Origin of the sequence: Pantoea sp. JV6 (genome assembly GCF_025910055.1) — a bacterium.
GTDB lineage: Bacteria > Pseudomonadota > Gammaproteobacteria > Enterobacterales > Enterobacteriaceae > Pantoea > Pantoea agglomerans.
In genome coordinates this window covers 687,555-711,881 of sequence record NZ_JAPCIM010000012.1, presented here as the reverse complement: position 1 = coordinate 711,881, position 24,327 = coordinate 687,555, and the positions used below count along the sequence as shown (strand labels likewise).

At 57.5% G+C, this 24,327-nt stretch carries 24 protein-coding genes; 17 read left to right on the top strand and 7 right to left on the bottom strand.

Annotated elements, in window-relative coordinates; translation table 11 throughout:
• The first annotated feature begins 218 nt into the window (after positions 1-218).
• Both OK412_RS13710 and OK412_RS13705 read left to right on the top strand, forming a co-directional pair.
• On the top strand, positions 219-515 hold the full coding sequence (locus tag OK412_RS13710; RefSeq protein ID WP_010255242.1) for an I78 family peptidase inhibitor: 297 nt from the start codon (positions 219-221) through the stop codon (positions 513-515).
• A 155-nt stretch (positions 516-670) separates the two neighbouring features.
• Positions 671-991: a hypothetical protein gene (locus OK412_RS13705; RefSeq protein ID WP_010255244.1), complete on the top strand. Its 321-nt coding sequence runs from the start codon at positions 671-673 to the stop codon at positions 989-991.
• Positions 992-1,000: 9 nt separating this feature from the next.
• Here OK412_RS13705 and OK412_RS13700 read toward each other — a convergent pair whose 3' ends face one another.
• The gene (locus OK412_RS13700) at positions 1,001-1,252 is read right to left on the bottom strand and encodes a biofilm development regulator YmgB/AriR family protein (protein WP_010255246.1); all 252 of its coding nucleotides are present in this window, start codon (positions 1,250-1,252) and stop codon (positions 1,001-1,003) included.
• Between the two features lie 434 nt (positions 1,253-1,686).
• Here OK412_RS13700 and OK412_RS13695 point away from each other — a divergent pair, with 434 nt between their 5' ends.
• Positions 1,687-2,961 (top strand): multidrug efflux MFS transporter, encoded by a 1,275-nt coding sequence (locus OK412_RS13695; protein ID WP_319633955.1) that lies wholly within the window; start codon positions 1,687-1,689, stop codon positions 2,959-2,961.
• Here OK412_RS13695 and OK412_RS13690 read toward each other — a convergent pair.
• Positions 2,843-5,980: a beta-galactosidase gene (locus tag OK412_RS13690; protein ID WP_264353253.1), complete on the bottom strand. Its 3,138-nt coding sequence runs from the start codon at positions 5,978-5,980 to the stop codon at positions 2,843-2,845. The two genes, OK412_RS13695 and OK412_RS13690, sit on opposite strands and share 119 nt — an antisense overlap.
• A gap of 598 nt (positions 5,981-6,578) precedes the next feature.
• On the opposite strand from OK412_RS13690, the gene iraP reads away from it, so the two are divergent.
• The 3 genes from iraP to OK412_RS13675 all read left to right on the top strand — a co-directional run bounded on the left by iraP (position 6,579) and on the right by OK412_RS13675 (position 8,980).
• Positions 6,579-6,830, top strand: coding sequence for an anti-adapter protein IraP (iraP, locus tag OK412_RS13685; RefSeq protein ID WP_010255252.1), 252 nt, complete (start codon positions 6,579-6,581; stop codon positions 6,828-6,830).
• 115 nt (positions 6,831-6,945) lie between these two features.
• The gene (locus OK412_RS13680; RefSeq protein WP_010255256.1) at positions 6,946-7,248 is read left to right on the top strand and encodes a PsiF family protein; all 303 of its coding nucleotides are present in this window, start codon (positions 6,946-6,948) and stop codon (positions 7,246-7,248) included.
• A gap of 205 nt (positions 7,249-7,453) precedes the next feature.
• Entirely contained in the window at positions 7,454-8,980 is a 1,527-nt protein-coding gene (locus OK412_RS13675; protein ID WP_264353252.1) for an FAD-dependent oxidoreductase, read from the top strand.
• 67 nt (positions 8,981-9,047) lie between these two features.
• Here OK412_RS13675 and proC read toward each other — a convergent pair whose 3' ends face one another.
• The gene (gene proC, locus OK412_RS13670) at positions 9,048-9,860 is read right to left on the bottom strand and encodes a pyrroline-5-carboxylate reductase (protein ID WP_010255263.1); all 813 of its coding nucleotides are present in this window, start codon (positions 9,858-9,860) and stop codon (positions 9,048-9,050) included.
• Between the two features lie 168 nt (positions 9,861-10,028).
• On the opposite strand from proC, the gene OK412_RS13665 reads away from it, so the two are divergent.
• Positions 10,029-10,478 carry a YaiI/YqxD family protein gene (locus tag OK412_RS13665; protein WP_010255266.1) on the top strand — a complete coding sequence of 150 codons (450 nt, stop codon included), beginning with the start codon at positions 10,029-10,031 and terminating at the stop codon, positions 10,476-10,478.
• A gap of 2 nt (positions 10,479-10,480) precedes the next feature.
• Here the strand turns inward: OK412_RS13665 and OK412_RS13660 are convergent, their stop codons facing one another.
• Positions 10,481-11,197: a DUF2076 domain-containing protein gene (locus OK412_RS13660; RefSeq protein WP_033766611.1), complete on the bottom strand. Its 717-nt coding sequence runs from the start codon at positions 11,195-11,197 to the stop codon at positions 10,481-10,483.
• A gap of 315 nt (positions 11,198-11,512) precedes the next feature.
• Between OK412_RS13660 and aroL the strand changes: the two genes are divergently transcribed.
• The 7 genes from aroL (at position 11,513) to ppnP (ending at position 17,299) form a co-directional block, all read left to right on the top strand.
• Positions 11,513-12,037, top strand: coding sequence for a shikimate kinase AroL (gene aroL, locus OK412_RS13655; RefSeq protein WP_033779680.1), 525 nt, complete (start codon positions 11,513-11,515; stop codon positions 12,035-12,037).
• Positions 12,038-12,148: 111 nt separating this feature from the next.
• Positions 12,149-12,340 carry a YaiA family protein gene (locus tag OK412_RS13650; RefSeq protein ID WP_010255272.1) on the top strand — a complete coding sequence of 64 codons (192 nt, stop codon included), beginning with the start codon at positions 12,149-12,151 and terminating at the stop codon, positions 12,338-12,340.
• A gap of 349 nt (positions 12,341-12,689) precedes the next feature.
• A complete protein-coding gene (locus OK412_RS13645) occupies positions 12,690-13,442 on the top strand; it encodes an IclR family transcriptional regulator (protein ID WP_010255274.1) in 753 nt (250 codons plus the stop codon).
• 288 nt (positions 13,443-13,730) lie between these two features.
• Positions 13,731-15,290 (top strand): OPT/YSL family transporter, encoded by a 1,560-nt coding sequence (locus tag OK412_RS13640; RefSeq protein ID WP_010671176.1) that lies wholly within the window; start codon positions 13,731-13,733, stop codon positions 15,288-15,290.
• A gap of 11 nt (positions 15,291-15,301) precedes the next feature.
• A complete protein-coding gene (locus tag OK412_RS13635) occupies positions 15,302-16,234 on the top strand; it encodes a DUF1177 domain-containing protein (RefSeq protein WP_010671177.1) in 933 nt (310 codons plus the stop codon).
• A gap of 1 nt (position 16,235) precedes the next feature.
• Positions 16,236-16,913, top strand: coding sequence for an AroM family protein (locus OK412_RS13630; RefSeq protein ID WP_010671178.1), 678 nt, complete (start codon positions 16,236-16,238; stop codon positions 16,911-16,913).
• 95 nt (positions 16,914-17,008) lie between these two features.
• A complete protein-coding gene (gene ppnP / locus OK412_RS13625) occupies positions 17,009-17,299 on the top strand; it encodes a pyrimidine/purine nucleoside phosphorylase (RefSeq protein ID WP_009091800.1) in 291 nt (96 codons plus the stop codon).
• Between the two features lie 644 nt (positions 17,300-17,943).
• Here the strand turns inward: ppnP and rdgC are convergent.
• On the bottom strand, positions 17,944-18,855 hold the full coding sequence (gene rdgC, locus OK412_RS13620; RefSeq protein ID WP_022625153.1) for a recombination-associated protein RdgC: 912 nt from the start codon (positions 18,853-18,855) through the stop codon (positions 17,944-17,946).
• A gap of 146 nt (positions 18,856-19,001) precedes the next feature.
• On the opposite strand from rdgC, the gene mak reads away from it, so the two are divergent.
• On the top strand, positions 19,002-19,913 hold the full coding sequence (mak, locus tag OK412_RS13615) for a fructokinase (RefSeq protein WP_223564122.1): 912 nt from the start codon (positions 19,002-19,004) through the stop codon (positions 19,911-19,913).
• Positions 19,914-19,996: 83 nt separating this feature from the next.
• Here mak and eat read toward each other — a convergent pair whose 3' ends face one another.
• Positions 19,997-21,361 (bottom strand): ethanolamine permease, encoded by a 1,365-nt coding sequence (gene eat, locus OK412_RS13610; protein ID WP_264353251.1) that lies wholly within the window; start codon positions 21,359-21,361, stop codon positions 19,997-19,999.
• Between the two features lie 249 nt (positions 21,362-21,610).
• Here eat and OK412_RS13605 point away from each other — a divergent pair, with 249 nt between their 5' ends.
• Positions 21,611-22,615: a phosphotransferase enzyme family protein gene (locus OK412_RS13605; RefSeq protein WP_010671182.1), complete on the top strand. Its 1,005-nt coding sequence runs from the start codon at positions 21,611-21,613 to the stop codon at positions 22,613-22,615.
• A gap of 162 nt (positions 22,616-22,777) precedes the next feature.
• Entirely contained in the window at positions 22,778-23,845 is a 1,068-nt protein-coding gene (locus tag OK412_RS13600; protein WP_111533478.1) for an AraC family transcriptional regulator, read from the top strand.
• On the opposite strand, the gene OK412_RS13595 is transcribed toward OK412_RS13600, so the two are convergent.
• Positions 23,842-24,072, bottom strand: coding sequence for a cell envelope integrity TolA C-terminal domain-containing protein (locus OK412_RS13595; protein ID WP_264353250.1), 231 nt, complete (start codon positions 24,070-24,072; stop codon positions 23,842-23,844). The genes OK412_RS13600 and OK412_RS13595 overlap by 4 nt on opposite strands.
• Positions 24,073-24,327 lie beyond the last annotated feature (255 nt).

The following is a 24,327-nucleotide window of genomic DNA, read 5'->3' as shown; positions in this document are numbered from 1 at the left end:
AGTTCCATCATGACCTCCACAGGGCTAAGACTATTCTTAATATTGTAGTGGTCCGCTGTGCTTTTTTTAGGCAATGAGTGCGATTAATCTTAAAAGATGACCTGTGCTGCGACCCGTTTAATGCTGCTGTAACAACTTTACTTTTTAGGGGTTCAGGTCAGCAGGTGCGCTTTGCTACTCTTGGGGCAGGGTTTTACACGTCCAACAGGAGAATAAACGTGAAATTTTATGGAAAAGGGCTGCTGGTAGTGGGGCTGTTTGCATTAACCGCCTGTCAATCTGCCTCTAAGCCCGATACCGCCAGTGTGGCACAGGATCCCGAAGCTGACCGCTGTGGTGCCTCTCAGTTTCAGAATTATGTCGGTAAACCGTTAACCGCGCTGCAGGGTCAGCACTTCGAACAGAAGGTCCGCGCCATTCCCTATAATTCTGCCGTCACCATGGACTTCAACCTTAACCGGCTGAACTTCCTGGCTGACAAAAATGGCAATATCAGCTCAGTTTATTGTGGTTAACGGCAAAGATGTCATAGGTTTGTCATAACGGCAGGCGAGGATAGCAGCGCGTTTAAGAAACTTCCTCGTCACACAATAGATAGTGCTCGTCTTGTTTATTCCCGCCCCGGCGGGAATTTTTTTAGCGGCTTCGGGCCGTAACAGGAGCAGAGAAGATGAAACGCATAATCGGGGCACTTCTGCCCGCATTGTTACTCAGCAGCACACTGGCGCAGGCTTCCAGTGAAGAGGCCTGGCAAAAGAGCCGTCAGGTGATGGTGCAGGCCTGCATTAACGCCAGTCATCTGAGCAAAGTAAAGGTGCTGGGCGAGGCGATCGAGTATGACGACAATACGGGCTACAGCGCACTGTTGCTGGAGGGACGTTATCCCCAGCCGCAGATGAAAAATAAGCGTGGACGGGAGCTGTGCCTGTTTCAGCGCAGCAGCGGACGAGCCAGTATCAGCGAAGCGGATAAATTGCGCTGGGTGAAGTAGGTGGTGGGTTTACGCCTCCGGCTGCGTGTCGATCAACTGCGCCAGCAGGGTGCGATAACGCTGCAACTGCGTCTCGTCGCCTTCCACTTCCAGTTTATCGATCACCCGCGCAATAAGGGCTTTATTGGTGGCGGGTTCTCCCGCTTCCATTATTTCACGCAGAATCACCGCCAGCAGATCGGACTCAGGCGGTATCCGCCAGTCCGGGCTGTTAAAATAGTCGCTGATAGCACGGCTGGCGCTGTCAGGTTGTACTCTCATTACCCACCTCCGCTCAAACAAGACCCCCTCCCTTACACCTGAGCATAAGGGCGTATAACCATGAAATAAGCTGGTTCGCCTCAGCGTAGCCGGACGGTCTGCACCGTTTTTTGCGGAGGATGTCGCGCCGATTAAAAAGATTGCCACACCGCCGCGGCTGGCGGTTTTTTAAACATAGAAGCGGGGGGAAGAGTTGTCAGTAACAGAATGACATATTTTTCTATATTGACGGGCCGGATTGAGGAAGATTGCGTCAGGCCAGACCATCGCCCGCGTGCTTCGCGCTAAAAACCCGGCGGGCTGGAAAATTTGCGCCGGTGATTGCGCTGAATCAAAGAGGAATCCGGTCTTTTGCCATTTGTGCCATGTTTTGTCGGTCACGCTGAGAATAGCCGCGTTAGACTGAGCATTCCCTCTCTTTAAAATATCTGCTCATGCCACGCACTATAGAACCCTGGAAGATAAACCTGCTCTCGGTCTGGTTTGGCTGCTTTTTTACCGGCCTGGCCATCAGCCAGATCATCCCGTTTCTGCCGCTCTACCTTGAGCAGCTTGGCGTAACCGGTGGCGAATCACTGAGCCTCTGGTCGGGTCTTACCTTCAGTATCACCTTTGTGGTTTCGGCGGTCGTAGCCCCGCTGTGGGGCAGTCTTGCCGATCGCAAAGGCCGTAAGCTGATGCTGCTGCGCGCCGCTTTTGGCATGGGCGTGGTAATTCTGCTACAGGCTTTTGTCACCGAAGCCTGGCAGTTGCTGCTGCTGCGTGCCCTGATGGGGCTGACCTCCGGATATATTCCCAACGCCATGGCGCTGGTGGCCGCTCAGGTGCCGCGTGAACGCAGCGGCTGGGCGCTGAGCTGTGTCTCAACCGGTCAGATTGGCGGGGTGATTCTGGGGCCGATGCTGGGCGGGCTGCTGGCAGACTGGGTCGGTTTGCGTACGGTGTTTATTGTCACCGCAGCGCTGCTGATGGTCAGCTTTCTGGTGACGCTGTTCCTGATCAAGGAGACCGGTTACACCCCGGTGAGTAAAAAGGAGAAGCTCAGCGGACGCGAGGTTTTCCGCTCGCTGGATAATCCAAAACTGATGCTCTGCCTCTTTTTCACCACCATGGTGATCCAGATGTGCAACGGATCGGTGAACCCGATCCTGACGCTCTTTGTGCGGGAACTGGCACCCACCGCTGAGAATATCGCTTTTCTTAGCGGGGTCATTGCCGCGCTGCCTGGCGTCTCTGCACTGCTGGCCGCGCCTCGTCTGGGACGACTCGGCGATCGCATCGGCACGCAGCGTATCCTGCTGGCAACGATGGTCATCTCGCTGCTGCTGTTTATCGCCATGTCGTTTGTCACCAGCACGACACAGCTGGGGGTATTACGTTTTCTGCTGGGCTTTGCCGATGGCGCGATGATGCCCGCGGTGCAGACGCTGCTGGTGCGTCACTCGCGTGACAACATCACCGGCCGGATCTTCGGCTACAACCAGTCCTTTATGTATCTCGGCAATGTCGCGGGTCCGCTGCTGGGCGCCGCGGTGTCGGCGGTGGCCGGTTTCCGCTGGGTCTTTTTTGCCACCGCCGTGGTCGTGCTGATTAACGTGCTGTTTCTGAAGCGCTTTTACCGGCGTCCGAAGACAGCGCTGCCCGCGTCGGCTGACAAATCATCAGTTCAGCCTGCCAGCGCTGCTGAGTCAGTAAAAACTCAGGACTGACGCTGGGGCTCCAGGAGTCATCGCCGCCGACACCCATGTGGCAGGCATCCAGATGCAGCCAGCAGCCCGCTTCCGGACGCAGATGGTGGCGGTGTGATGCCTCCCGCAACTGCTCCAGGCTGAAACGGCTCAGTGAGAAAGCGAAATCGCCGCTGACCTGCCAGCTGCCGCTGTCGAGCTGACGGGTGCCGCAGCGCAGACCGTTCTCACCCGGGAAAACATAAGGCGTTGAGAGCTGATCCAGCGGCAGCTCCCAGCGGGAAAACTGCGCGGCCAGCTGGCGATCGGGATAGTTTTCATGCGGACCCAGCCCGAGCCAGCTCACCTGTTGTGGTATCTGCGTCAGCTCACAGCGTAATCCGATGCGGGCGGGCGGGGGCAATCCGCGCGACTGCTCAACGGAAAGCTGCAACTGCAATTCACCCTGCGCATTGATCAGATAACGTTTACGGCTGATAAAGGCGATCTGGCCATGGGCGAGCCAGCTGTGCAGCGTCTCAATCTGCACCGCCTGTGGCAACGTATTCGCCGTCATCGACACCAGCTGGCTGCTCATCTGGTCATAACCCGCTGCTTTCCAGCGCTCGACCCAGGCATTGGGATCAACCCGTTCCGCTTCGCTGGTGCCGATGTCATTGTCGAGCGGCGCGCGAATAAAGCAGTCCTGAAGCGGTGAAAGCAGCGTTGGCTGTTCATCCACAAACCACTGCGTCAGTTCGCCGCTGTGGCGTGAAAAATGCCAGCGTTGCTGCTGATGGGTGATGACAATCTCACGGGTATCATCGTGCAGGCCCGGTGCGTCGCCACTTTCCGGTTTTGATGGCAGCGCCAGCGACGAGGGCAGCGCCCATTGGTGCCAGGCGACACGCCAGCCAGCGGCGCTCCATTGGGTCGGTTGAATCTGATGAACCGCGACGTTCAGCCAGCATTCGCCCTGTAATGCTGGCGGTGACGGCAGCGTGATCCGCTGCTGGCCCTGTGGAGCGATATCCAGCGGCACTTCTCCTTCCGTCACCACACGACCCGCCTGTTCGATGCGCCAGCGCAGCACTTCGTTGTCACTGTGGCGGAACAGATAGTCGCTGCTGACCGTAAAGCTCAGCGGATCGCCGGGATCGACGTCAAACTGCCAGAACTGCTGGGCGCACTGCGCCTCATAAAGCGCCGGATGCGGCGTGCGATCGGCAAATACCAGCCCGTTCATACAGAACTGACGATCGTTGGGTTTATCGCCAAAATCGCCGCCGTAGGCCTGCCAGGGTTCGCCCTGATCGTCATAGCGGGTCAGGCTCTGATCAACCCAGTCCCAGACGAAGCCGCCCTGCAGACGCGGAAACTGGCGGAAGGCCTGCCAGTACTTAGCAAAACCGCCAAAGCTGTTGCCCATGGCATGCGCGTACTCACACAGGATCAGCGGACGCGTCTCACCCGGCAGACCGATCCACTTTTTCAGCGACCATTTCGGCACCGCCGGGAAGGGCTGATCTTCATCAACCCTGGCATACATCGGGCAGATGATATCGGTAGCAGCGGTATCCGCACCGCCGCCTTCATACTGAACCGGACGGGTTGGATCGCTGCTTTTTACCCAGCGGTAGAGCGCATCGTGTGTGGCACCATGTCCTGACTCATTGCCCAGCGACCAGATAATAATGCTGCAGTGATTACGATCGCGCTGCACCATGCGCGTCACGCGTTCGCTATAGGCGGCAAACCAGCGGGGATCATCGGAGAGCCGGTTCATCGGCTGCATGCCGTGGGTTTCGATATTGGCCTCATCCACCACATAAAGCCCATACTGATCGCACAACCGGTACCAGAGCGGATGATTAGGATAGTGTGAACAGCGCACCGCATTAAAATTGTGCTGCTTCATCAGCTCAATGTCGCGGCGCATCGTCGCCTCATCCACCACCTGACCGCGCTCCGGATGATGTTCATGACGGTTGGTGCCGCGGATCAGCAGCGGCTTGCCGTTCAGACAGAGCAGTCCGTTGTCGATGGTGACCTGACGGAAGCCGACATCATAGGCTTCCACCTCGATCAGCTGCTGATTCTCATCCAGCAGCGCCAGCGTGGCGCGATAGAGGTGGGGTGTTTCGGCACTCCACAGCGCAGGCTGTTCCACCGGCAGGCTGAGCAGGGCGCGTTCGGGATAGTGACCCCGCTCGTCAATAATGGCACTGCCCAGCGGCTGCTGACATTGAGCAATCTGCTGGTCACCCTGCCACAGCGTCAGGCGCAGCTGATAGCGCGAGCTGACGTCAGCTGGCAGAGCAACACGGACCCGGGCACACAATTCGGCACGGTAAAACTCCGGGCTGAGCCGGGTTTCCAGCTGAACATCGGCCAGATGCACCTGCGGTTTATGCAATAACGTGACGTCACGGAAAATACCGCTCATTCGCCACATATCCTGATCTTCCAGATAACTGCCGTCGCTCCAGCGCAGCACCATTACTGCCAGCCGGTTTTTGCCCGGCCGCAGATAAGGCGTCAGGTCGAATTCAGCGGGCAGACGACTGTCCTGAGAGTAGCCAATCCAGTGTCCGTTGCACCACAGGTGAAAGGCCGAGTTTACGCCGTCAAAAATGATGCGTGTCTGCCCATTATCCAGCCAGGTTGCGTCAGTGCTGAATGTGAGCGAGTAACATCCGGTTGGATTCTCTGTGGGTACCAGCGGAGGATTGACCGGAATCGGATACTGCACGTTGGTATAAATGGGGGCATCGAAGCCGTGCATCTGCCAGTTGGCCGGAACCTGAAGGGTCGTAGTGTCCGGCAGATCCTGCAGTAACCAGCTGGCCGGGACCGCTTCAGGCTGCGTAAAATAACGGAAACCCCACTCTCCGTTGAGGCTCTGCAGTGACGCCGAGGGGCTGTCATCCCGCGCGGCTGCTTCATCTCGCCAGCTGGCGAATGGCGGGTGCGCATCCAGCCGATGCAGCGAGGTCACGACCGGATTTTCCCAGTCGCGCCGGGAGAGGATGTCACTAAAAGCAGCCTGAGAGAGAGTCATGTTTATATCCTGTAAATGTAATGCGCTCACAATGCGCAAAATTACGCCGCCTGTAAAGTGTTCACCCTCCCGATTTGCACAAATAATTTGCACTGTAATCCAGCCGGGATGTTGAGATTGTGCTGCCTTAATGGTGGTAAATCGTTAAGTCTGGTCAGCAAAGATGAATAGTCGCCGTATGCGGAAGAATCTCACTTGTCGCCATGCAGGTGGCTCCATACACTCAGCCCGATTTCATCACCCTGAGGTAGATATGGTACGAATCTTTAAGCTGGCTGCCGTTGTGGCATTGGTTACTGCATTAAGCGGATGTATTTTCCCGCCTCCAGGCGGCGGTGGTGGCTGGGGCGGACACGGCGGCGGACCAGGCCGCGGATTTGTCGATCCTCGCTAAGCGAAAGACCGATTTCGGGCGGGCGAAGCGTTTAACCATAGCGTTGATTGCAGGGAAAACGTTTCGCTCGCAAGGTTAGCCGGAATCGTCTGAGCAGACGGTGAGGAATGCGGGCTAACTCACTGAAAAAAGTAGCGGTTACCCTCTGTTTTTTTAGCCAGCGTGGTGATAATTTCAGCTTTTCTCCACCGCTGAGATAACAGCATGAAAAACCTGATTGCTGAATTGCTGGTAAAGCTGGCTGAAAAAGAGGCGACAGCCAAAGAGCAGATGGCGCAAATCGAAGCGCTGGAGATTGTTGTTACCGCACTGGTTCGCAAGCTGGAGCCGCAACAACATCTGGCTATAACCACCAGTATTGAAACCGCAATAGACAATGTGGCCGATGCCGGAGATGAAAATGCGCAACTGCTGCGCAATTACATCGAAAAGTTACTCCGCCATCCTCGTCAGTAACGATCCCAGTGCCAGACTGGAATGGGATCTTCACATCACTTTGACCTGAAACATTTTCCGCTTTGCTTATTCGCTGCCAGAATAACAAAGGACAATCCACTGTGGAGATAACAAGATGAAAGTCGGTTTAATGGCGATGATGATGGCGGGCCTGCTGGTCAGTGGACTGGCCGGTGCGGCTGAAAAGACCCCGCAGCAGGAGAAGATGACGATGTGTAACCAGCATGCTAAATCACAGGATCTTAAAGGGGATGCGCGCAAAACCTTTATGAGTGAATGCCTGAAAAAGGACAGCAAGCTGTCGCAGATGTCACCGCAGCAGATGAAAATGAAAAGCTGTAACGGCGAAGCTGGTGATAAAAAACTGGCGGGCGATGCGCGTAAAACCTTTATGAGCCAGTGCCTGAAAAAAAGCTGATTATCCCCACGGCCACGCAGGTGGCCGCTTCTCCTTCCCGCGCAATACTGATTAAATTCCCCTTTATAACAGCACGTTAACCTTCTGATAAGCATTCATCGCCAGGCTTCCCGGTTCTTTTGCCACACTTACTGTTTGTGGGGATTTGCGCAGCACTCTGTTTTGCCGCGCAGCACAAGACAAGAACCGTTAAAGGAGCCATGTCGTGAACTATCAATTTACCGTCGACCTGAACGATCTGCCCCAGCGCCAGCCGGTTAAAAAAACGCTCGGCGAGGTGGAAGTGTTGCTGATCCGCGAAGGCGACAATGTACGTGCTTATCAGGCGAAATGCCCGCACGCAGGCGCGCCGCTGGAGCAGGGCGCGATTTGCGGCGATCGGCTGGTCTGTCCGTGGCACAAAGCCGCGTTTAATCTGGCCAGTGGAAAAATGTGTGAACCGCTGGCGTTAGCCGATCTCAAACAGTATCCGCTGCGCATTGAAGAGGGCCGGGTGCTGGTGAATCCGAAAGCGATGTCGCCCGCGGCGCCGATTGGCAGTGGTGCAGCCGCACCGGTCTATGTGGTGCTCGGTGGTGGGGCAGCGGGCAGCGCGGCGCTGTGGCGTCTGCGCCATGAAGGCTTCAAAGGCCGCGTGATTCTGGTTGAGCGGGAAGCGGATGCGCCTTACGACCGCACCGCGCTGACCAAATTTGTGCCGTCGGGCAAAATGGATATCAGCGAGGTGCCGCAGCTGCTGAAAGCGGATGTGATGGATCACGTTGAACGACTTCAGGCTACGGTGAGTCGCCTGGATGCTCAGCAGCAACGGCTGATCTTTGAGGATGGCGAGACGCTCGCCTTCGACAAACTGCTGATCGCCAGCGGCGCGACGCCAGTCCGCCCCGATTTGCCGGGCAGCGATCTTGATGGGGTCCATCTGCTGCGCAGCAAAGCGCAGACCGATGAGCTGCTTCAGGCGGTGGATGCCAGCCATAAAATCGTGATTATCGGCAACAGTTTTATCGGCACCGAACTGGCGTCGGCGCTGCGTAATCGTGACATTGACGTGATGGTAATCGCCCGACAGGCGTTGCCCTTTGCTAAACAGTTTGGCGATCAGATTGGCCGCTATTTCTATCAGCTGCATGAGCAGAACGGCGTGAAGTGGGTGCAGGGCGAGATCGAAGCCTTACAGGGGGACCAGCGGGTGAGTGGCGTGCAGCTCAAGGGCGGACGGTTGCTGGACGCGACGGTGGTGCTGTTTGCCACCGGGGTTAAACCGGCTACCGACTTTATCCACGATCTCCCGCTGGCAGAGGATGGCAGCCTGCAGGCGGATGAGCAGTTGCGGGTCGCTGACAATATCTGGGTGGCGGGAGATATCGCCACGTATCCGTCGGCACAGGGGCCGCTGCGCATTGAGCACTATCGCGTCGCGCATCAGCAGGGACAAACCGCCGCATGGAATATGCTGGACCAGGCCGTCGCGTTTGATCGTGTGCCGTTCTTCTGGACTACGCAGTATGGCACCCGTTATGAGTATCTGGGCCATGCCAAAGAATGGGATTCATTCCAGCTGCTCGGCTCGCTGGAGGATAAAAAGTTTATGGCGTTTTATGGCCAGCAGGGGAGGCTGGCGGCAATCTGCTCATGCGGCATGTATACGCTGACCGCTGAGCTGGTGGAGCGGATGCAGCAGCCGATGACGTTTGCCGACGCGGTGGCGCTCTGTCAGGAACAGATCCGTTAATATCTGTTAAGCTGGAGGCAAGGAGGGCCAGCGTGCGGGGCCGCCTTGCACATCCTTTGTTGAGCGGTTAGCTGCGGCTCAGTTTCTCTGACTTCGCCATGCACTGCAGCATCGCTTCCATCACCGCCGAGCGCATGCCTTTCTCTTCCAGCACTTTCACCGCTTCGATGGTGGTGCCGCCCGGAGAGCAGACCATATCTTTGAGTTCAGCCGGATGTTTTCCGGTGGTCAGCACCATCTGCGCCGCCCCTTTCACCGCCTGTGCAGCAAACTGATAGGCCTGAGCGCGTGGCATGCCGCCCAGTACGGCCGCATCGGCCATCGCTTCGATAAACATAAACACGTAGGCCGGCGCAGAACCGCTGACGCCGACCACGGAGTGAATCAGATATTCATCCACCACGGCCGCTTTGCCGAAGCTCTCAAAAATCGCTATCACCTCGTCGATTTCCGCCTGCTCAACCAGCACGTTGGGCGTGACCGAGGTCATGCCTTCGCTGACCAGCGAGGGAGTATTCGGCATCGCACGGACAATTTTACGATCGTAACCCAGCACCGATGAGAGCGAATCGAGCGTCACCCCAGCCGCAATCGACACCACCAGCGCCTCTTTTTTCAGGCTGCCTGTCAGCTCTTTTAAGACTTTCAGAATGACATTGGGTTTGACCGCGCCGAACAGGATGTCCACTTCACGCGCCAGCGCTTCAGCGCTCTCCGCTGCGTTGATGCCATACTGCTCTGCCATCGCCTGGTTGGTCTCTGCTTTGCGATCGTAAACGAAGATATCAGACGGGGCGATTTTGCCGCTGTTGACCAGTCCGCCGATAATGGCTTTCGCCATATTTCCCCCGCCGATAAACCCGATTTTCTTTGCCAGCATCGCCATCTCCTTAGGACATTATTCGTTTTTCTCAGTGAGCTAGCTTACTTCAGCCAGCCTGAATAACAAGTCAGCCGGGCGCAGGCTGGAAAGCACGCCGCAAATAAAATTTGCCATTTAGGGGGAACCCGGCAAGATCTTACTCTTCTCTGACTGTAAGGAATGATGATGTTTATCTGGGTCGATGCCGATGCCTGTCCGAATGTAATCAAAGAGGTGCTCTACCGCGCAGCCGACCGCACCGCAACTACCATCACTTTTGTGGCGAACCAGTTTCTGCGTGTACCGCCCTCACCGTATCTGCGCACCCTGCAGGTGCCTGCCGGATTTGATGTGGCGGACAATGAGATCGTCAGACGTTGTCAGCCAGGCGATCTGGTGATCACCGCCGATATCCCGCTGGCAGCAGAGGTCATTGAGAAGGGTGCGGCGGCGCTGAATCCGCGCGGCGAGCGTTACTCACCGGCGACGATACGTGAACGCCTGACGATGCGGGATTTTATGGATACCCTGCGGTCAAGTGGGGTGCAGACCGGCGGCCCCGCGGCGATGAGTCCGCGTGACCGCCAGCAGTTTGCAAATGAGCTTGATAGCTGGCTCACCCAGCAGAAACGCTGAAGTTAAACGAAGCTGTCGTCGTCGTAATCGTTGCCGCCAAAATCATTGAGATCGCTGTTGTCGGCATAATTACTGTCCCAGCCTGTATTCTGGTCGAGGAAGGCGTTGTCGTTACCGCCGTTAAAGGTATCGGCATTGTCATCGCCACCGTTGAAGGTGTTGAGATTGTCATTCACATCGGGCAGGGGTGGCTCATTGATGATGTTCACAATCTCTTCCGGCTGTGAATGGTGGAACATGCTGGTCAGCATATCGGCCATCACCACACCGCCCGCCACACCCACAGCTGTCTGCAGTGCGCCGCCGAGGAAACCGGTGCCGCGTGGTGCAGGCGCTTGTGCAGGCGCATATTGCGGCTGAGCCGGTTGCTGTGCCGCACTGTTCCACGGTGACGATTGCTGTTGCTGCTGCACAGGCGGCTGCTGACGCGAACCGCTGCCAAACAGCCCGGACAGAAAGCCGCCGCTGCTCTGTGCAGGTTGCTGCTGCTGTTGCTGGGCCAGCTGGCTTTCCAGCGCCGATACTTTCTCATTGAGTTTTTTCAGCGCCGCTTCCTGAATCAGGATCGCCTGTGCCATGTAGTAAGGCGCGCCCGGCTGCGCCTGCAGATGCTGGTTAATCAGTTGTTCGGCAGCGGCATCGCGTGCCACGGTCTGGCTTTCAGCCTGTTTCAGACGGCTGAACAGCCCTTCGATCAGTTGTTGTTCTTCGCGTTGCATGATGACTCTCCTGTGGCGATTGTTACCAGTATATGTGGGCGCCAGCGTGAAAAGTAAAATCGGGGCAGTAAGCAAATATTGCCGACGCATTTTAGCCGCTCTTTTGCGGAGTTTTTATCGCTCTGTTACGGCCCTGATGCACAAAACGTGCATGCATTTCCCCTTGAAAACACAAAGATTGTCGCTGTTCAGGGGACGAAAATGCGTAAATCGTGCCTGACAGGTAGAGGCCATAATAATTTCCAGTTATTATGCGTCGCATTAATAAGCTCACCATGCAGCCGCATCGCGCGGTCAGGCGGAGGAACGGCCCTGATGTCACTACCCATCTTTTTGATTGGCGCTCGCGGTTGCGGCAAAACCACGGTCGGCGAGGCGCTGTCGCAGGCGCTGGGCTACGCCTTTACGGATACCGACCACCATCTGCAACTCAGCACGCAGCGCAGTGTGACGGAGATTGTGGCAGAGGAAGGCTGGGAAGGTTTCCGCGCCCGTGAAACGGAATCGCTTAAAGCGGTGACGGCACCCAGAACCGTCATTGCCACCGGCGGCGGCATGATTCTGGCTGAAGAGAACTGCCGTTTTATGCAGGAGCAGGGCCAGGTGATCTGGCTTAGCGCGTCACCCGAGGTGCTGGCAGAGCGGCTGGAAAGCGAACCTGAAGCGGCCCAGCGTCCGACCTTAACCGGCCGTCCGATTGCTGATGAGATGAGTGATGTGCTGCGTGAACGTGCGCATCTCTATCAGGCTGCGGCCCATCATCAGGTGAATGCGATGCAATCGCCTGAGTGCGTGGTAGAGGAAATTCTGCTGTCACTCTCCCTGGCGCGCGCCAGCTAACCCTCAGATTTTTCCCGCTTTGATCCCGCTTCAGACGGCATTGTCTATACTTATCCTATGACAGGCAGCGGCCTGTCCTGTGGAATGTTATTCAGACAAGAGGGACACAGTATGCCGACCAGACCACCGTATCCACGTGAAGCGAAAGTTGTGCCAGTTGAAAAGGGCACTGAAGGTAATAAAGTAACCTCTTACGAATTGCGTGCTGATCATCCCAAACCGAATTCATTAATCAGTGAGCACGAAACGGAAGAAGAAGCGCGTGACGCCAAAGCGCGCTACGAAGACGTTGAAAAAGAGTAAAGCTTTACTGCTGGCAGGGACGCCAGCCTGTTACACCGGATAACTGCTTATTACTGACCCGCCTGACGCTGTGCCTGAACCACGCCTCTTTTTACTCCCACCTGCAGTCGATCGGGTTATTTAAGAAGCGAAATTGACGCAGATTTACTGTCGAATGCTCTCTGCGTATGCTTCTGTTCTGCACTCTCCTTGTCTCACCAGATAAAGCCCCGCTAATCATTTTTATCCCCTTATTTTCTCTGCTGCCGATCTCTGTGTGAATCAAATTGTCGCTTGACCGATTCAGCGCCACGTTTTATTTTCATCAAACCAACAGAGGAACTTAGTTCCATATAGTGGAACACGTAACATGACCACACTTGAAAATGCTGCCGCCGTACTTCGATTGTTTCAGCACAAAGGTGTGACGCAGGGGCATGTTGGTCTCTCATTCAGTGAGGTGGTTGAGGCGTTAAACCTGCCAAAAAGCACCGTTTCGCGTCTGCTGGCCACCATGGAAAGTCAGGGGCTGCTGGAGCGGAATGCGGATACGCGCGGTTATCACATTGGTCGCGTATTGCTGGCTGCCGCCGGACATTATCTTTCGGCACCGCTGGTTGACAGCGTTTCAGCGGCGATGGTCAGGCTGGCTGCGAAGACCGGCTGCATGGGTTACGTGTCGAAGCTCGACGGGCGGGAAGTATTAGTGATGCGTATGTTTCATGGGCGTCACTTTACGCAGATGGTCACGCCACCGGGCAGTCGGATGCCGGCTGCCGCGACCTCAACCGGCCGGGCGCTGTTAGCGCAGTTAAGTGATGAAGAGGTGCTGGCGCGCTTCCATGATCAATGGCAGGTCGCATCAGCGAACTCGCCGCAAAGTCCTGAGGCACTCTGTGCCAGACTGGCTGAGATCCGCCAGCAGGGCTGGTCACTGGCCCGAAATGAGTCGCTGCCAGGCATCAGCTCGCTGTCAGTTATTGTTCATAACAAACATCATGGCGAAACGGTGGCACTCTGCCTGTCGTTTCCGTCTATGGAGTCTGAACCGGGTTTCCCGTCAGAGCTCCTTGAAGCATTACGCGCAACGGCCACAGAGATGACCGAAAAATATGGCGCGTAACTTCACACCGTTTTTATCGGCGTAGTACTTTCGCCACACCAGGGAAAACAAAGGCCTTCGGGCCTTTTTCTTTCAATCTGATCGCCACGCTTTACGCAGCACTCCGGTTGCCTGTGTCCGTCTCTCATTGCCTCCTGTATCGGTTCAGCATGCGGAGGGACGACCATCTGCAGTGGCTGTTGCAATCTCTGTGCGCATCAGAGCAGTGAAACTGATAACCGGCGTAAACCGGCCAGCGGGCGGGTAGACGTTATTTCATTTCTTCTGGACAAGGACTGGCGGGGACGTATGGAACGGGTAAATCCGATTAAACACGTTGGCGTGGCACTGGTTTTAATTCTTCTCTCCATTGCGGGTGCCATTATTGGCATTCAGCTGATTACCACCATTGGCGTAACGCCTAACACCTCTATTATCGGCGCGCTGTTTGCCATGCTGCTGGCGCGTATTCCGCTGCAGGCATTCCGCCGTTATCGTTCGATTGAAATCCAGAACCTGGCGCAGACCGCTATCTCTTCAGCCACCTTTGGGGCGGCGAACAGTCTGTTGATGCCGATTGCCGTGCCCTGGGCGCTGGGTGAACCGCAACTGGTCCTGCCGCTGTTCTGTGGCGTCAGCGCCGCGATGCTGCTGGATGCCTGGCTGCTCTATCGGCTGTTTGATACCCGCGTCTTTCCGGCCAGTAATGCCTGGCCACCGGGCGTTGCAGCAGCAGAAGCGATCAAAGCGGGAGATAAAGGCGGACGCCAGGCGTGGCTGCTGGTGCTGGGCATTGTGGGTGGCGTCGTCGGTGCCATGCTGAAGATCCCGATGTCCGCCTTTGGCACCGCGTTTATCGGCAATATCTGGGCGCTGTCGATGCTCGGCATCGGTTTTCTGCTGCGTGCCTATGCGCAGCCGGTGGCCGGTATTGATATTAATGCGCTTTATATTCCGCATGGCGTGATGGTCGGTGCCGGTCTGGTGGCGCTGATTCAGGTCGTGATGGTGATTCGCAGCCGCAAAAATGATGCGCTGGTGGTGAGCCGTAATGGCAATGAGGTGCAGCGGGCGCTGGGTTTCGGCAGCGTGGGTTACATCGTGATTTCGGCGCTGCTGGCGCTGGCGGGCGGCCTGTGGAGTGAGATGGGCATCGCGATGCTGCTGCTGTTTGTTCTTTATGCCGCGTTTGCTGCTTTCGCCCATGAACTGATTGTCGGCATTGCCGCTATGCACTCCGGCTGGTTCCCGGCCTTTGCCGTGGCGCTGATTACGCTGATTATCGGCATTCTGATCGGCTTCCCACCGCTGGCGCTCTGCCTGCTGTGCGGCTTTACCGCCGCCACTGGTCCGGCGTTCGCCGATATGGGTTATGACCTGAAGGCAGGCTTTATCCTGCGCGGCAACGGTGCCGATCTGCAGCAGGAGCTCTGGGGACGTCGTATTCAGCTCATCGCAGCTATGATCGCCTTTGTTGTGTCGATTCCGCTGGTCTGGTACGCCCATACCTTTTTCTTTGCTGACAACCTGCTGCCGCCTGTAGCGCGGGTGTATGCCAAAACCATTCAGGCGGGTGCTGAGCCAGGTATCGCCGGTAATCTGCTGATGTGGGCGATTCCAGGGGCCATTATCCAGTTGATCGGCGGGCCGAAACGCCAGCTGGGCGTGCTGCTCGCCACCGGTTTATTAATTAATAACGCCATGGCGGGCTGGGCAGTGGTGGTAGGGATCGCCTTACGCATCGTAATCATCCGGATCTGGGGCGAGCGGGGCCGGTCGCCTATGGAGGTGATGGCGGCAGGCTTTATTGCCGGTGATGCCCTCTACAGCTTCTTTCATTCGCTGTTTGCCAGCAGCAGCAAGAAATAAAAGGATAAAGCATGAGTTTGCAGCAGACCCTGGCGGTTTTTGAGTTACTGGATAGCGCCCACATTGACGGACAGCAGGTGGTGGATCTCTTCGCGGCGTATCCTGATGTTGATGCCCGCTTTACCCGTGTCTCCGGTCCCAAAGGCCGCACCGATTTTGTGCGCATTGATATTCCGGGGACGCAGGGCAAATCAGGCGGCGGCAGTGCACCGACGCTGGGGATTATTGGTCGCCTTGGTGGCATCGGCGCTCGTCCTGGTCGTATCGGCATGGTGTCAGATGCGGATGGCGCGATCGCGGCCGTTGCCAGCGCGCTTAAACTGGCGCAGATGCAGAGCAAAGGCGACAGGCTCGATGGCGACGTCATCATTACCACCCATATCTGCCCGGATGCGCCAACGCGGCCGCATCTGCCGGTCGATTTCATGGACTCGCCGATTGACGATGTCACCATGAATGATAATGAAGTGGTGGCGGGTGTGGATGCGATTCTGTCAATCGACACCACCAAAGGTAACCGCATTATCAACCACAAAGGCTTTGCCCTGTCGCCGACGGTGAAAGAGGGCTACATCCTGCGGGTTTCGGAGGATCTGCTGCGCATCATGGAGATGACCAGCGGCCGTCCGGCGGTGACCTTCCCCATCACCACTCAGGATATTACGCCTTACGGCAATGGGGTTTATCACCTCAACAGCATTCTGCAACCTTCTACCGCCACGGATGTGCCGGTGGTGGGGGTGGCGATCACTGCCGAGTCGGTGGTGCCGGGCTGCGGAACCGGCGCCAGCCATGAAGTGGACATTGCGGCAGCGGCGAAGTTTGCCATTGAGGTGGCCAAGGAGTTTGGTCGTGGAACCTGTCACTTCTACGACGCGGAAGAGTATGCGCGGCTGATTTCACTCTATGGCAGCCTGGCGCATCTGCGTCACCGGAATCACTAAGATGACGAAACCACTGGTAACGCTGACTATCGGCCAGTCTCCGCGCAGCGATATTCTGCCGCTGCTGCGGCAGCATCTGCCGGATGCGCTGACCGATCACGCCGGTTTACTGGATGGACTCAGCGCGGCAGAGATTGCCGCACGCTTCGCGCCAGCAGCGGGCGACCGGGTTCTGGTGTCGCGGCTGCAGAGTGGCGAACAGGTGCGGCTGGCGGCCTCGAAAGTGGAGCAGGGATTGCAGCGCAAAATCAGTGCGCTGGAGCAGGCGGGCTATGCGACCATTCTGCTGCTCTGCACCGGTGAATTCAGCAGGCTCCGTACCCAGCGTGCGCTACTGCTGGAGCCGGATCGCCTGATTCCACCGCTCATCTGCGCCATGGTGCAGCAGCAGCGGGTCGGCATTGTCGTGCCGGTTGAGGAGCAGATTGTTGAGCAGGCAGGTAAGTGGCAGCAACTGCCCGCGCAGCCCTGCTTTGCGGTCGCCAGTCCCTATCAGGGCGATCAGGCAACCTTCGCCGATGCTGCAAACAGTCTGAAAGCGCAGGGCGCAGCGCTGGTGGTGCTCGACTGTATGGGTTATCACCAGCAGCATCGGATAGGGTTACAGCAGCGGCTGGGCGTACCGGTTCTGCTCTCTAATCAGCTGGTGGCGCGCCTGGCGGCGGAGTTGCTTCCCTGAGGAAAGAGATCACAAACGGCCATCATTTCGCGTGACAGATCAGCGGGTTCCCTTCTACACTGCCAGACACACAACATGTGCTCTGGAGAACTATTATGCTCAACGTAAGTGAGTATTTTGACGGAAAAGTTAAGTCTATCGGTTTTGACAGTGCGAGCACCGGACGTGCCAGCGTGGGCGTAATGGCTGAAGGCGAATACACATTCGGTACCGGCCAGCCGGAGGAGATGACCGTGGTCAGCGGCTCGCTTAAGGTATTACTGCCAGGTGAAACCGAGTGGAAATGGTTTGAAGCGGGTTCGGTGTTCAACGTGCCGGGTCACAGCGAATTTCATCTGCAGGTTGGCGAGCCAAGTTCCTATCTCTGCCGTTACCTGAAAGATTAAAAACATGGCCGCTTAGCGGTAATGCTGGTCAGTTAAGCGACAGGTGATAACGCAGTCTGGTGCCGGGCAGGGGCTGGCGGTCCTCGCGCCGCTGCGCGGTCCCTTCACTTCATTCCTCTGCCTGACGGACCGCCGGGGATGGCACATCCTGTGCCGCCCCGCCTTTCGCCCGCGTCCTGCGGGCTCTCCTGGCAGACTCATTCTGTTCAGCGCTGCGGATTGCCTGCTCCTGCCCGGCACCAGCCTGCTCTGAAACTTCAGTGTGTATTGTTAAAAAGTGCACGAGAGTGGAAGCCTGAGCGCCTCTGCTGCTGAAAGGGCTATCCACAGCGCTGAGGCGTGACGGTGGGCCAGAAGTCCACGCCGGGAAGCGTGGACAGTTCGGGGCCGGCCAGGGAGGGCCGATCCCCGAACGGTTCGTCGGCACGACGTCAAAGCCGAAGGAACCGCGTCAGCGGCGCGAGGACGGCCCGGCAGCAGCAGAGGTGCGCTGGCCCGCACTGCGGCCCGCTCGCCCGGAAAAAAAACTGCCACGTCTGACCGTGACAGCCTTTACAAATCTAATCTTAACTGACTGACATTAACGCTTAGCGGCCATTTTTTTGGCGAATATCGTCTGTCAGGATGATTCTGCCGGTGACTGATTAACGCTGGGCTTCGCCGCCCAACGCTTCTACCAGATTGCTGGTCAGTGCGGCCAGTTCGCTGGTCATCAGAATAAAGTCCGCATCAAAGCGCTGTGCAAAATCTTCGCGGTCAATATCGTCGTTCTGGTCGCGCAGCGTGTCGCTGAACTTCAGACGCTTCACTGAACCATCATCGGCCAGCACGAACTGAATGCGCTCCTGCCAGTCGAGCGCCAGTTTGGTCACCAGCTTGCCCGCTTCGATGTGGTTAGCGATCTCATCGCACACCAGATCCTGTTTCTTGCAGCGGATAACGCCGCCATCTTCCAGCAGCGCTTTCAGCTCCGCTTCATCCATCAGGGCGAATCCGGCAGGCAGCTCGCCTGAACGTACCCATTCTGTCAGGGTCAGTTCAATCGGGCTTTCCAGCGTCAGCGGCACCACCGGCAGTGAGCCCAGGCTTTTGCGCAGTAGCGCCAGGGTATCTTCCGCTTTTTTTGCGCTGGCACAGTCAACCATAATCAGGTTGTTGACCGTGTCGATCCACAGGTAGGTCTGGCTGAAACGGCTGAAGGCGCGCGGCAGCAGGCTGTGCAGCACTTCATCTTTCAGCGAATCTTTTTCGGTCTTTTTGAGCTTGCGGCTCTGCTCAGATTCCAGCTTGTCGATTTTCGCTTCCAGCGCCTGTTTCACCACCGGCGAAGGCAGGATTTTCTCTTCTTTGCGGGCGCAAATCACAATCTGGCCTTTGTTTTCATGGGTCAGCGCATCGCTGCGGTTGCCCATCGGCGAGACCCAGCCGGTCTTGCTCATATCCTGACTGCCACACGGTGAAAACGTGAAGGCGTCGAGCTGCTTTTCCATCTCATCTGCGGACAGCGGAATGTCACGATTCAGACGATAAACCATCATATTTTTAAACCACAACATCGGGATTCCTTACCGTGGCGCGATCGGGCGCACAAGTCTGCGAGAGTCAGCGCGCATGATAGCGAAACATCGGAGTGGTTTCATTGCCTTTCCGGCAGACGCCTTTTACTGTATCTCTCACCTGAACGAATAACGAGGACGTAATCTTGCGCATAGGCATAGATCTGGGTGGCACCAAGACAGAAGTGATCGCATTGTCGGATAAGGGAGAGGAGCTGTTCCGCCACCGGGTGAATACCCCGCGTGATGACTATCAGGCAACGGTGCAGGCGATTGTCGATCTGGTCACGCTGGCGGAGCAGAAAACCGGCGCAACCGGCACGGTCGGCCTCGGTATTCCCGGCACGCTTTCGCCCTACAGTAAGCGGGTAAAAAATGCCAACTCCACCTGGCTCAACGGTCAGCCGCTGGATAAAGATCTGGCGCAGGCGCTGAACCGGGAAGTGCGTATCGCCAACGATGCCAACTGCCTGGCGGTGTCGGAAGCGATCGACGGTACCGGTGCCGGACAGTCGCTGGTGTTTGCCGTGATCATCGGCACCGGATCGGGCGCCGGTGTGGCGATCAACGGTGAGTCGCGTATCGGGGGCAACGGCAATGCCGGTGAGTGGGGCCACAATCCGCTGCCGTGGATGGATGAGGATGAGCTGCGCTACCGTCAGGAAGTGCCCTGTTATTGCGGGCAGCAGGGCTGCATTGAGACCTTTGTTTCAGGCACCGGTTTTGGTATCGACTATCAGCGGCTGAGCGGCGTGCATCGCAAAGGTGCGGAGATCGTCTCGCTGCTGGCGCAGCAGGATCCGATCGCCGAACTGGCGATGAGCCGCTATGAGCTGCGGCTGGCAAAATCGCTGGCGCAGGTGGTAAACCTGATCGATCCCGATGTGATTGTACTGGGCGGTGGGATGAGCAATGTGGATCGTCTCTATCAGACCGTGCCGGTGCTGATGAAGAAGTGGGTATTTGGCGGGGAGTGTGAAACGCCGGTGCTGAAGGCGCAGCATGGCGACTCCAGCGGCGTACGCGGTGCGGCGTGGCTCTGGCCGCTTAACGGCTGAGTCACCTGAGCATCCGCTGACGATTCAGCGCCAGCGATACCCGGCGCTGAATCGTTAACCCACGGCACTCACCCGCGCCGCTTTTATTCGCCGACCAGCATACTGTCCTGCGGCGCCCGATCGCGCTGCGCTTTGGTGGCTAGGAAGTAAAGATAGCCTGCCAGCATGATGGCGAAAAACAGCGCGCCAATCACCGGATTAAACCACAGCATCGCCAGCAGACAAACCACCGACAGCAGCAGGGCGATGCCCGGAACAATCGGATAGCCCGGCGCGCGGAAACTGCGGACCATCTCCGGCGCGCTGCGGCGCAATTTAAACAGACTTAGCATACTCATGATGTACATCACAATCGCGCCAAATACCGCCATGGTGATCATCGCCGCCGTCAGCGTCATCCCCTGCAGATTAATCACACCATCGCTGTAAATTGCCGCGATACCCAGCACGCCGCCGAGAATAATCGCCCGATGCGGGGTCTGGAAACGCGACAGTTTGGCCAGAGAAGGCGGCAGATAGCCCGCGCGTGCCAGGGCAAAAAACTGCCGTGAATAGCCGAGGATGATGCCGTGGAAGCTGGCAATCAGGCCAAACAGTCCAATCCACACCAGCATATGCATCCAGTTAGAGTGTTCGCCGACAATCATTTTCATCGCCTGCGGCAGCGGATCGTTAATATCGGCAAGTTTGCGCCAGTCGCCCGCGCCGCCCGCCATCAGCATCACACCTATCGCCAGCACCACCAGCGTCAGAATCCCGCTGATGTAGGCGCGGGGAATGGTCCGGGTCGGATCTTTCGCCTCTTCGGCCGCCATCGCCGCGCCTTCAATGGCAAGGAAAAACCAGATGGCAAAAGGAATGGCGGCGAAAATGCCGGAGAAGGCGGGCAGTCCGAAGCTGTCACTGCCTGCCCAGCCGTGCGCGGCGAAGTTCGCCAGGCTGAAGCCGGGTGAAACCACACCCATAAACACCAGCAGTTCAATCACCGCCAGCACCGTCACAACCAGTTCAAACATCGCCGCCAGTTTTACGCCGAGAATATTCAGCGTCATAAACACCAGGTAAGCCCCGACCGCCGCAATCTTCGGGTTCAGTTCGGGATACTGCACGTTGAGATAAGCCCCAATCGCCATGGCAATCGCCGGTGGCGCAAAGACAAACTCAATCAGCGTCGCCAGACCGGCAATCAGTCCGCCGGTTTCGCCAAAGGCGCGGCGACTATAGGCAAATGGCCCGCCTGCATGGGGGATCGCGGTGGTCAGTTCGGTGAAGCTAAAAATAAAGCAGGTATAGAGTGTGGCGATCAATGCGGTGGTGACCAGAAATCCCAGCGTGCCCGCCACGGCCCAGCCGTAACTCCAGCCAAAATATTCGCCTGAAATGACCAGGCCAACCGCAATCCCCCACAGATGCAGGGTGCCCAGAGTGGGCTTGAGTCTGTTTGTCATACTGTTATCCCCGTCGTTGTTGGTCTCATGCGGCGTTACACCGCCATTACGCTACAGTAAGGGGATAATGCCGTTGCATTACTCGCCACGACTTGACGCGGGCGCAGTGACTTCTGTCCTCCACGGTCAACTCACAGGCAACAACCGGGCCAGCTGCACGCTGCGGTCAACTTTGTCTCTTCCGGAGTCAAGCAGCTCACCTTCTGGCAACGCATGCTGAGATAACGCAAGTGACAAGGAGCCGGACTGATGAGCGCTAAACAATATGACAACCTGACTGATTCCCAACTCACCCTGATGGCGCAGCAGGCGCTGGCCTGTTATCCCGCCGCGCTGCAGGGCCAGCTCAGCCTGCTGTGCCGCTCAGAGAACGCCACGTTTCTGCTGCAGGCGGCAGGCCGGCGTTATGCGCTGCGACTGCATCGCGGCGATTATCATCAAAAAGCCGACATCGTCAGCGAACTGTTGTGGCTCAATGCGCTGCGCGAAACCGGCATTATGGTGCCGGAAGCGGTGCCGGACAAAGAGGGCGAAACCGTGCTGACGCTGCGGCTGCCGGAGGGCGGTGAACGCTACGTGGTGCTGTTTCACTGGATCGACGGAGAGATGCCGACCACCGACGTCGATCCCCGCGCTTTTCAGCAGCTCGGCCAGATCACCGCGCGGCTGCATCAGCACAGTAAACAGTGGCAGCCGCCTGCGGGTTTCCAGCGCATCATCTGGGATCACCACACCATGACCAGCGCAGAGAGTCACTGGGGACGCTGGCAGGATGCGCCGAATCTGAATCCTGCCGATCACGGCGTGGTAGAGCAGGCGATAAGCCAGGTCGGCGCGGCGATGACGCAGTTCGGTAAAGGATCGGATCGCTATGGCCTGATCCACGCCGATCTGCGGCTGACCAATCTGCTGCTGCACAAGGGCGAAACGCGGGTGATCGATTTCGATGACTGCGGGCTCGGCTGGTATCTGCACGATCTGGCGGCGGCGATCAGTTTTGTTGAGCATCATCCGCGCGCGCCAGAGTGGATCGATCACTGGATCCGCGGCTATGAGCAGGTGGCGCATATCAGCGATGCGGAGATGGCCATGCTGCCCGCGCTGTTGATCCAGCGTCGTATCCAGCTCACCGCGTGGGTGGGATCACATGCCGAAACCGAAATGGCGCGCAGCCTGGGATCGGCGTGGGCCAGCCACTCGGTCCGCCTCTGCCGCCGCTATCTGGAAGGTGAGCAGCTGCCGGTCGGCGTCTGATGCACCAGCGGCGGGCGTCGCTGCGCCGCCGCAGTGCCCTGCGCGTAGCCCGCACGCCGCCCGGAATGCCCGCAGGCGGCGCGTCGGGCATCAGGGACCTGGTATGGAAATTGCTCGGATAGAAGTGACGGGTGATCCACCTGAATTCTGACTGAGGCGACCATGAATCCGACACTGATAAAGCCCGATGCGTTTGCGGCCTGCTCGGCAGCGGCGGGGGCAGGCAATCACGGCGTGCTGGCAGCCGCGGCGACTGGCTTAGGCGACTTTATTCATACCCAGGGCGGCGATGTTGATCGCATCTTCGGCATCAGCGGCATCGATCCGGAGCGCCTGGCCAGTCCGACGCTCAGCCTGGGGCTGGTTAACTACTGTCGGGTGCTGGAAGAGGCGGCGCGTCACTCCGGTTTTGATAACTTCGGTTTGCACTACGGCAGGCAGTTTAAACCGCAGTCATTAGGCCTGATCGGCTACATCGGTTTGTGCTCCGCCACGCTGGAACAGGCGCTGCATAATGTGGTCAACGCGTTTCCCTGGCATCAGCACGACACCTTAACCCGGCTTGTGGATAAGGGAGAGTGCTGGCGGCTGGACTATCAGGTGCGACATGGCGCGATCCTGTCGCGCCGTCAGGATGCGGAGCTGACGCTGGGGATGTTTATGAATCTGATCCGCCACGTGGCGGGCAGACACTGGGCACCGCGCGAAGTCCACTTTGAACATCCGCGTCCCGGCCAGTGGCACGATCACTGCAAAGTGTTTGATGCGCCGGTCTGGTTCGATCAGCCGTTTAATTCACTGGTGATCCCCAGGCGCGATCTGCTGCGCGCCATGCCGGAGAGCGATCCGATCCTGTTAATGGTGATGCAGGATGCGATCCGACGGCTTAACCGTGGGACGTCACAGCAGAGCATGATTGAACAGGCGCGTTCGCAGGTTAATTTATCGCTGATGCAGGGTGAGCCGGTGCTGGAAGAGGTGGCGGATAAGCTCGGACTGTCGAGCTGGTCACTGCAGCGGCGGCTGCGCGAAGAGGGCAGCAGCTTTACCGCGCTGGTCGATCAGGTGCGCTGCGAAATGGCGACATACTATCTGCAGCAGAAGCAGCTGCCCATCTCTGAGATGGCGCTGCTGCTGGGCTACTCGGAAGTCAGCGCGTTTTCACGCGCGTTTCGTCGCTGGTTTGGCATCAGTCCGCGCCAGTGGCGTCAGGAAGGTCTGGCCAGCTAACCGCGCGGCGCAAAGCCGAACCACGCCGGTTGTCCAGGCGCCGGCGGCGGCGGCAGATCGCGGGTCTGCGCGACCAGTTGCCAGGCGCGCAGGCAGAGCGCTTCATCACCCTGCGTCTGGGTCACCGCATAATGTCTGCTGTGTGGTTGCCACTCCATCCGTACCAGACATTGCTGACCGGCGTAACGCGCCGCATCGCTGAACTGCCGGTTCAGTACTGGCTGCATTTGATTAGTCCAGTGACAGGATTGGCTGTCAGGATCTTTCGACGGCTGACAGAGGTTTGCCACGCTATCCCGTTGCTTTGTCACAGGTTGCTGACAGGCGCTGAGCGACATTGCAATAATCACCCCCGGCAACATTCTCATCGTTATATTAATTAAATTCATTTAACTGGCCAACTTTCCTTAAAGATCTTCCGGTCTGCTGCCGACAGTCTACAGACCGGCATCATGAATGCTATGGCATTACTCCGACTGTCG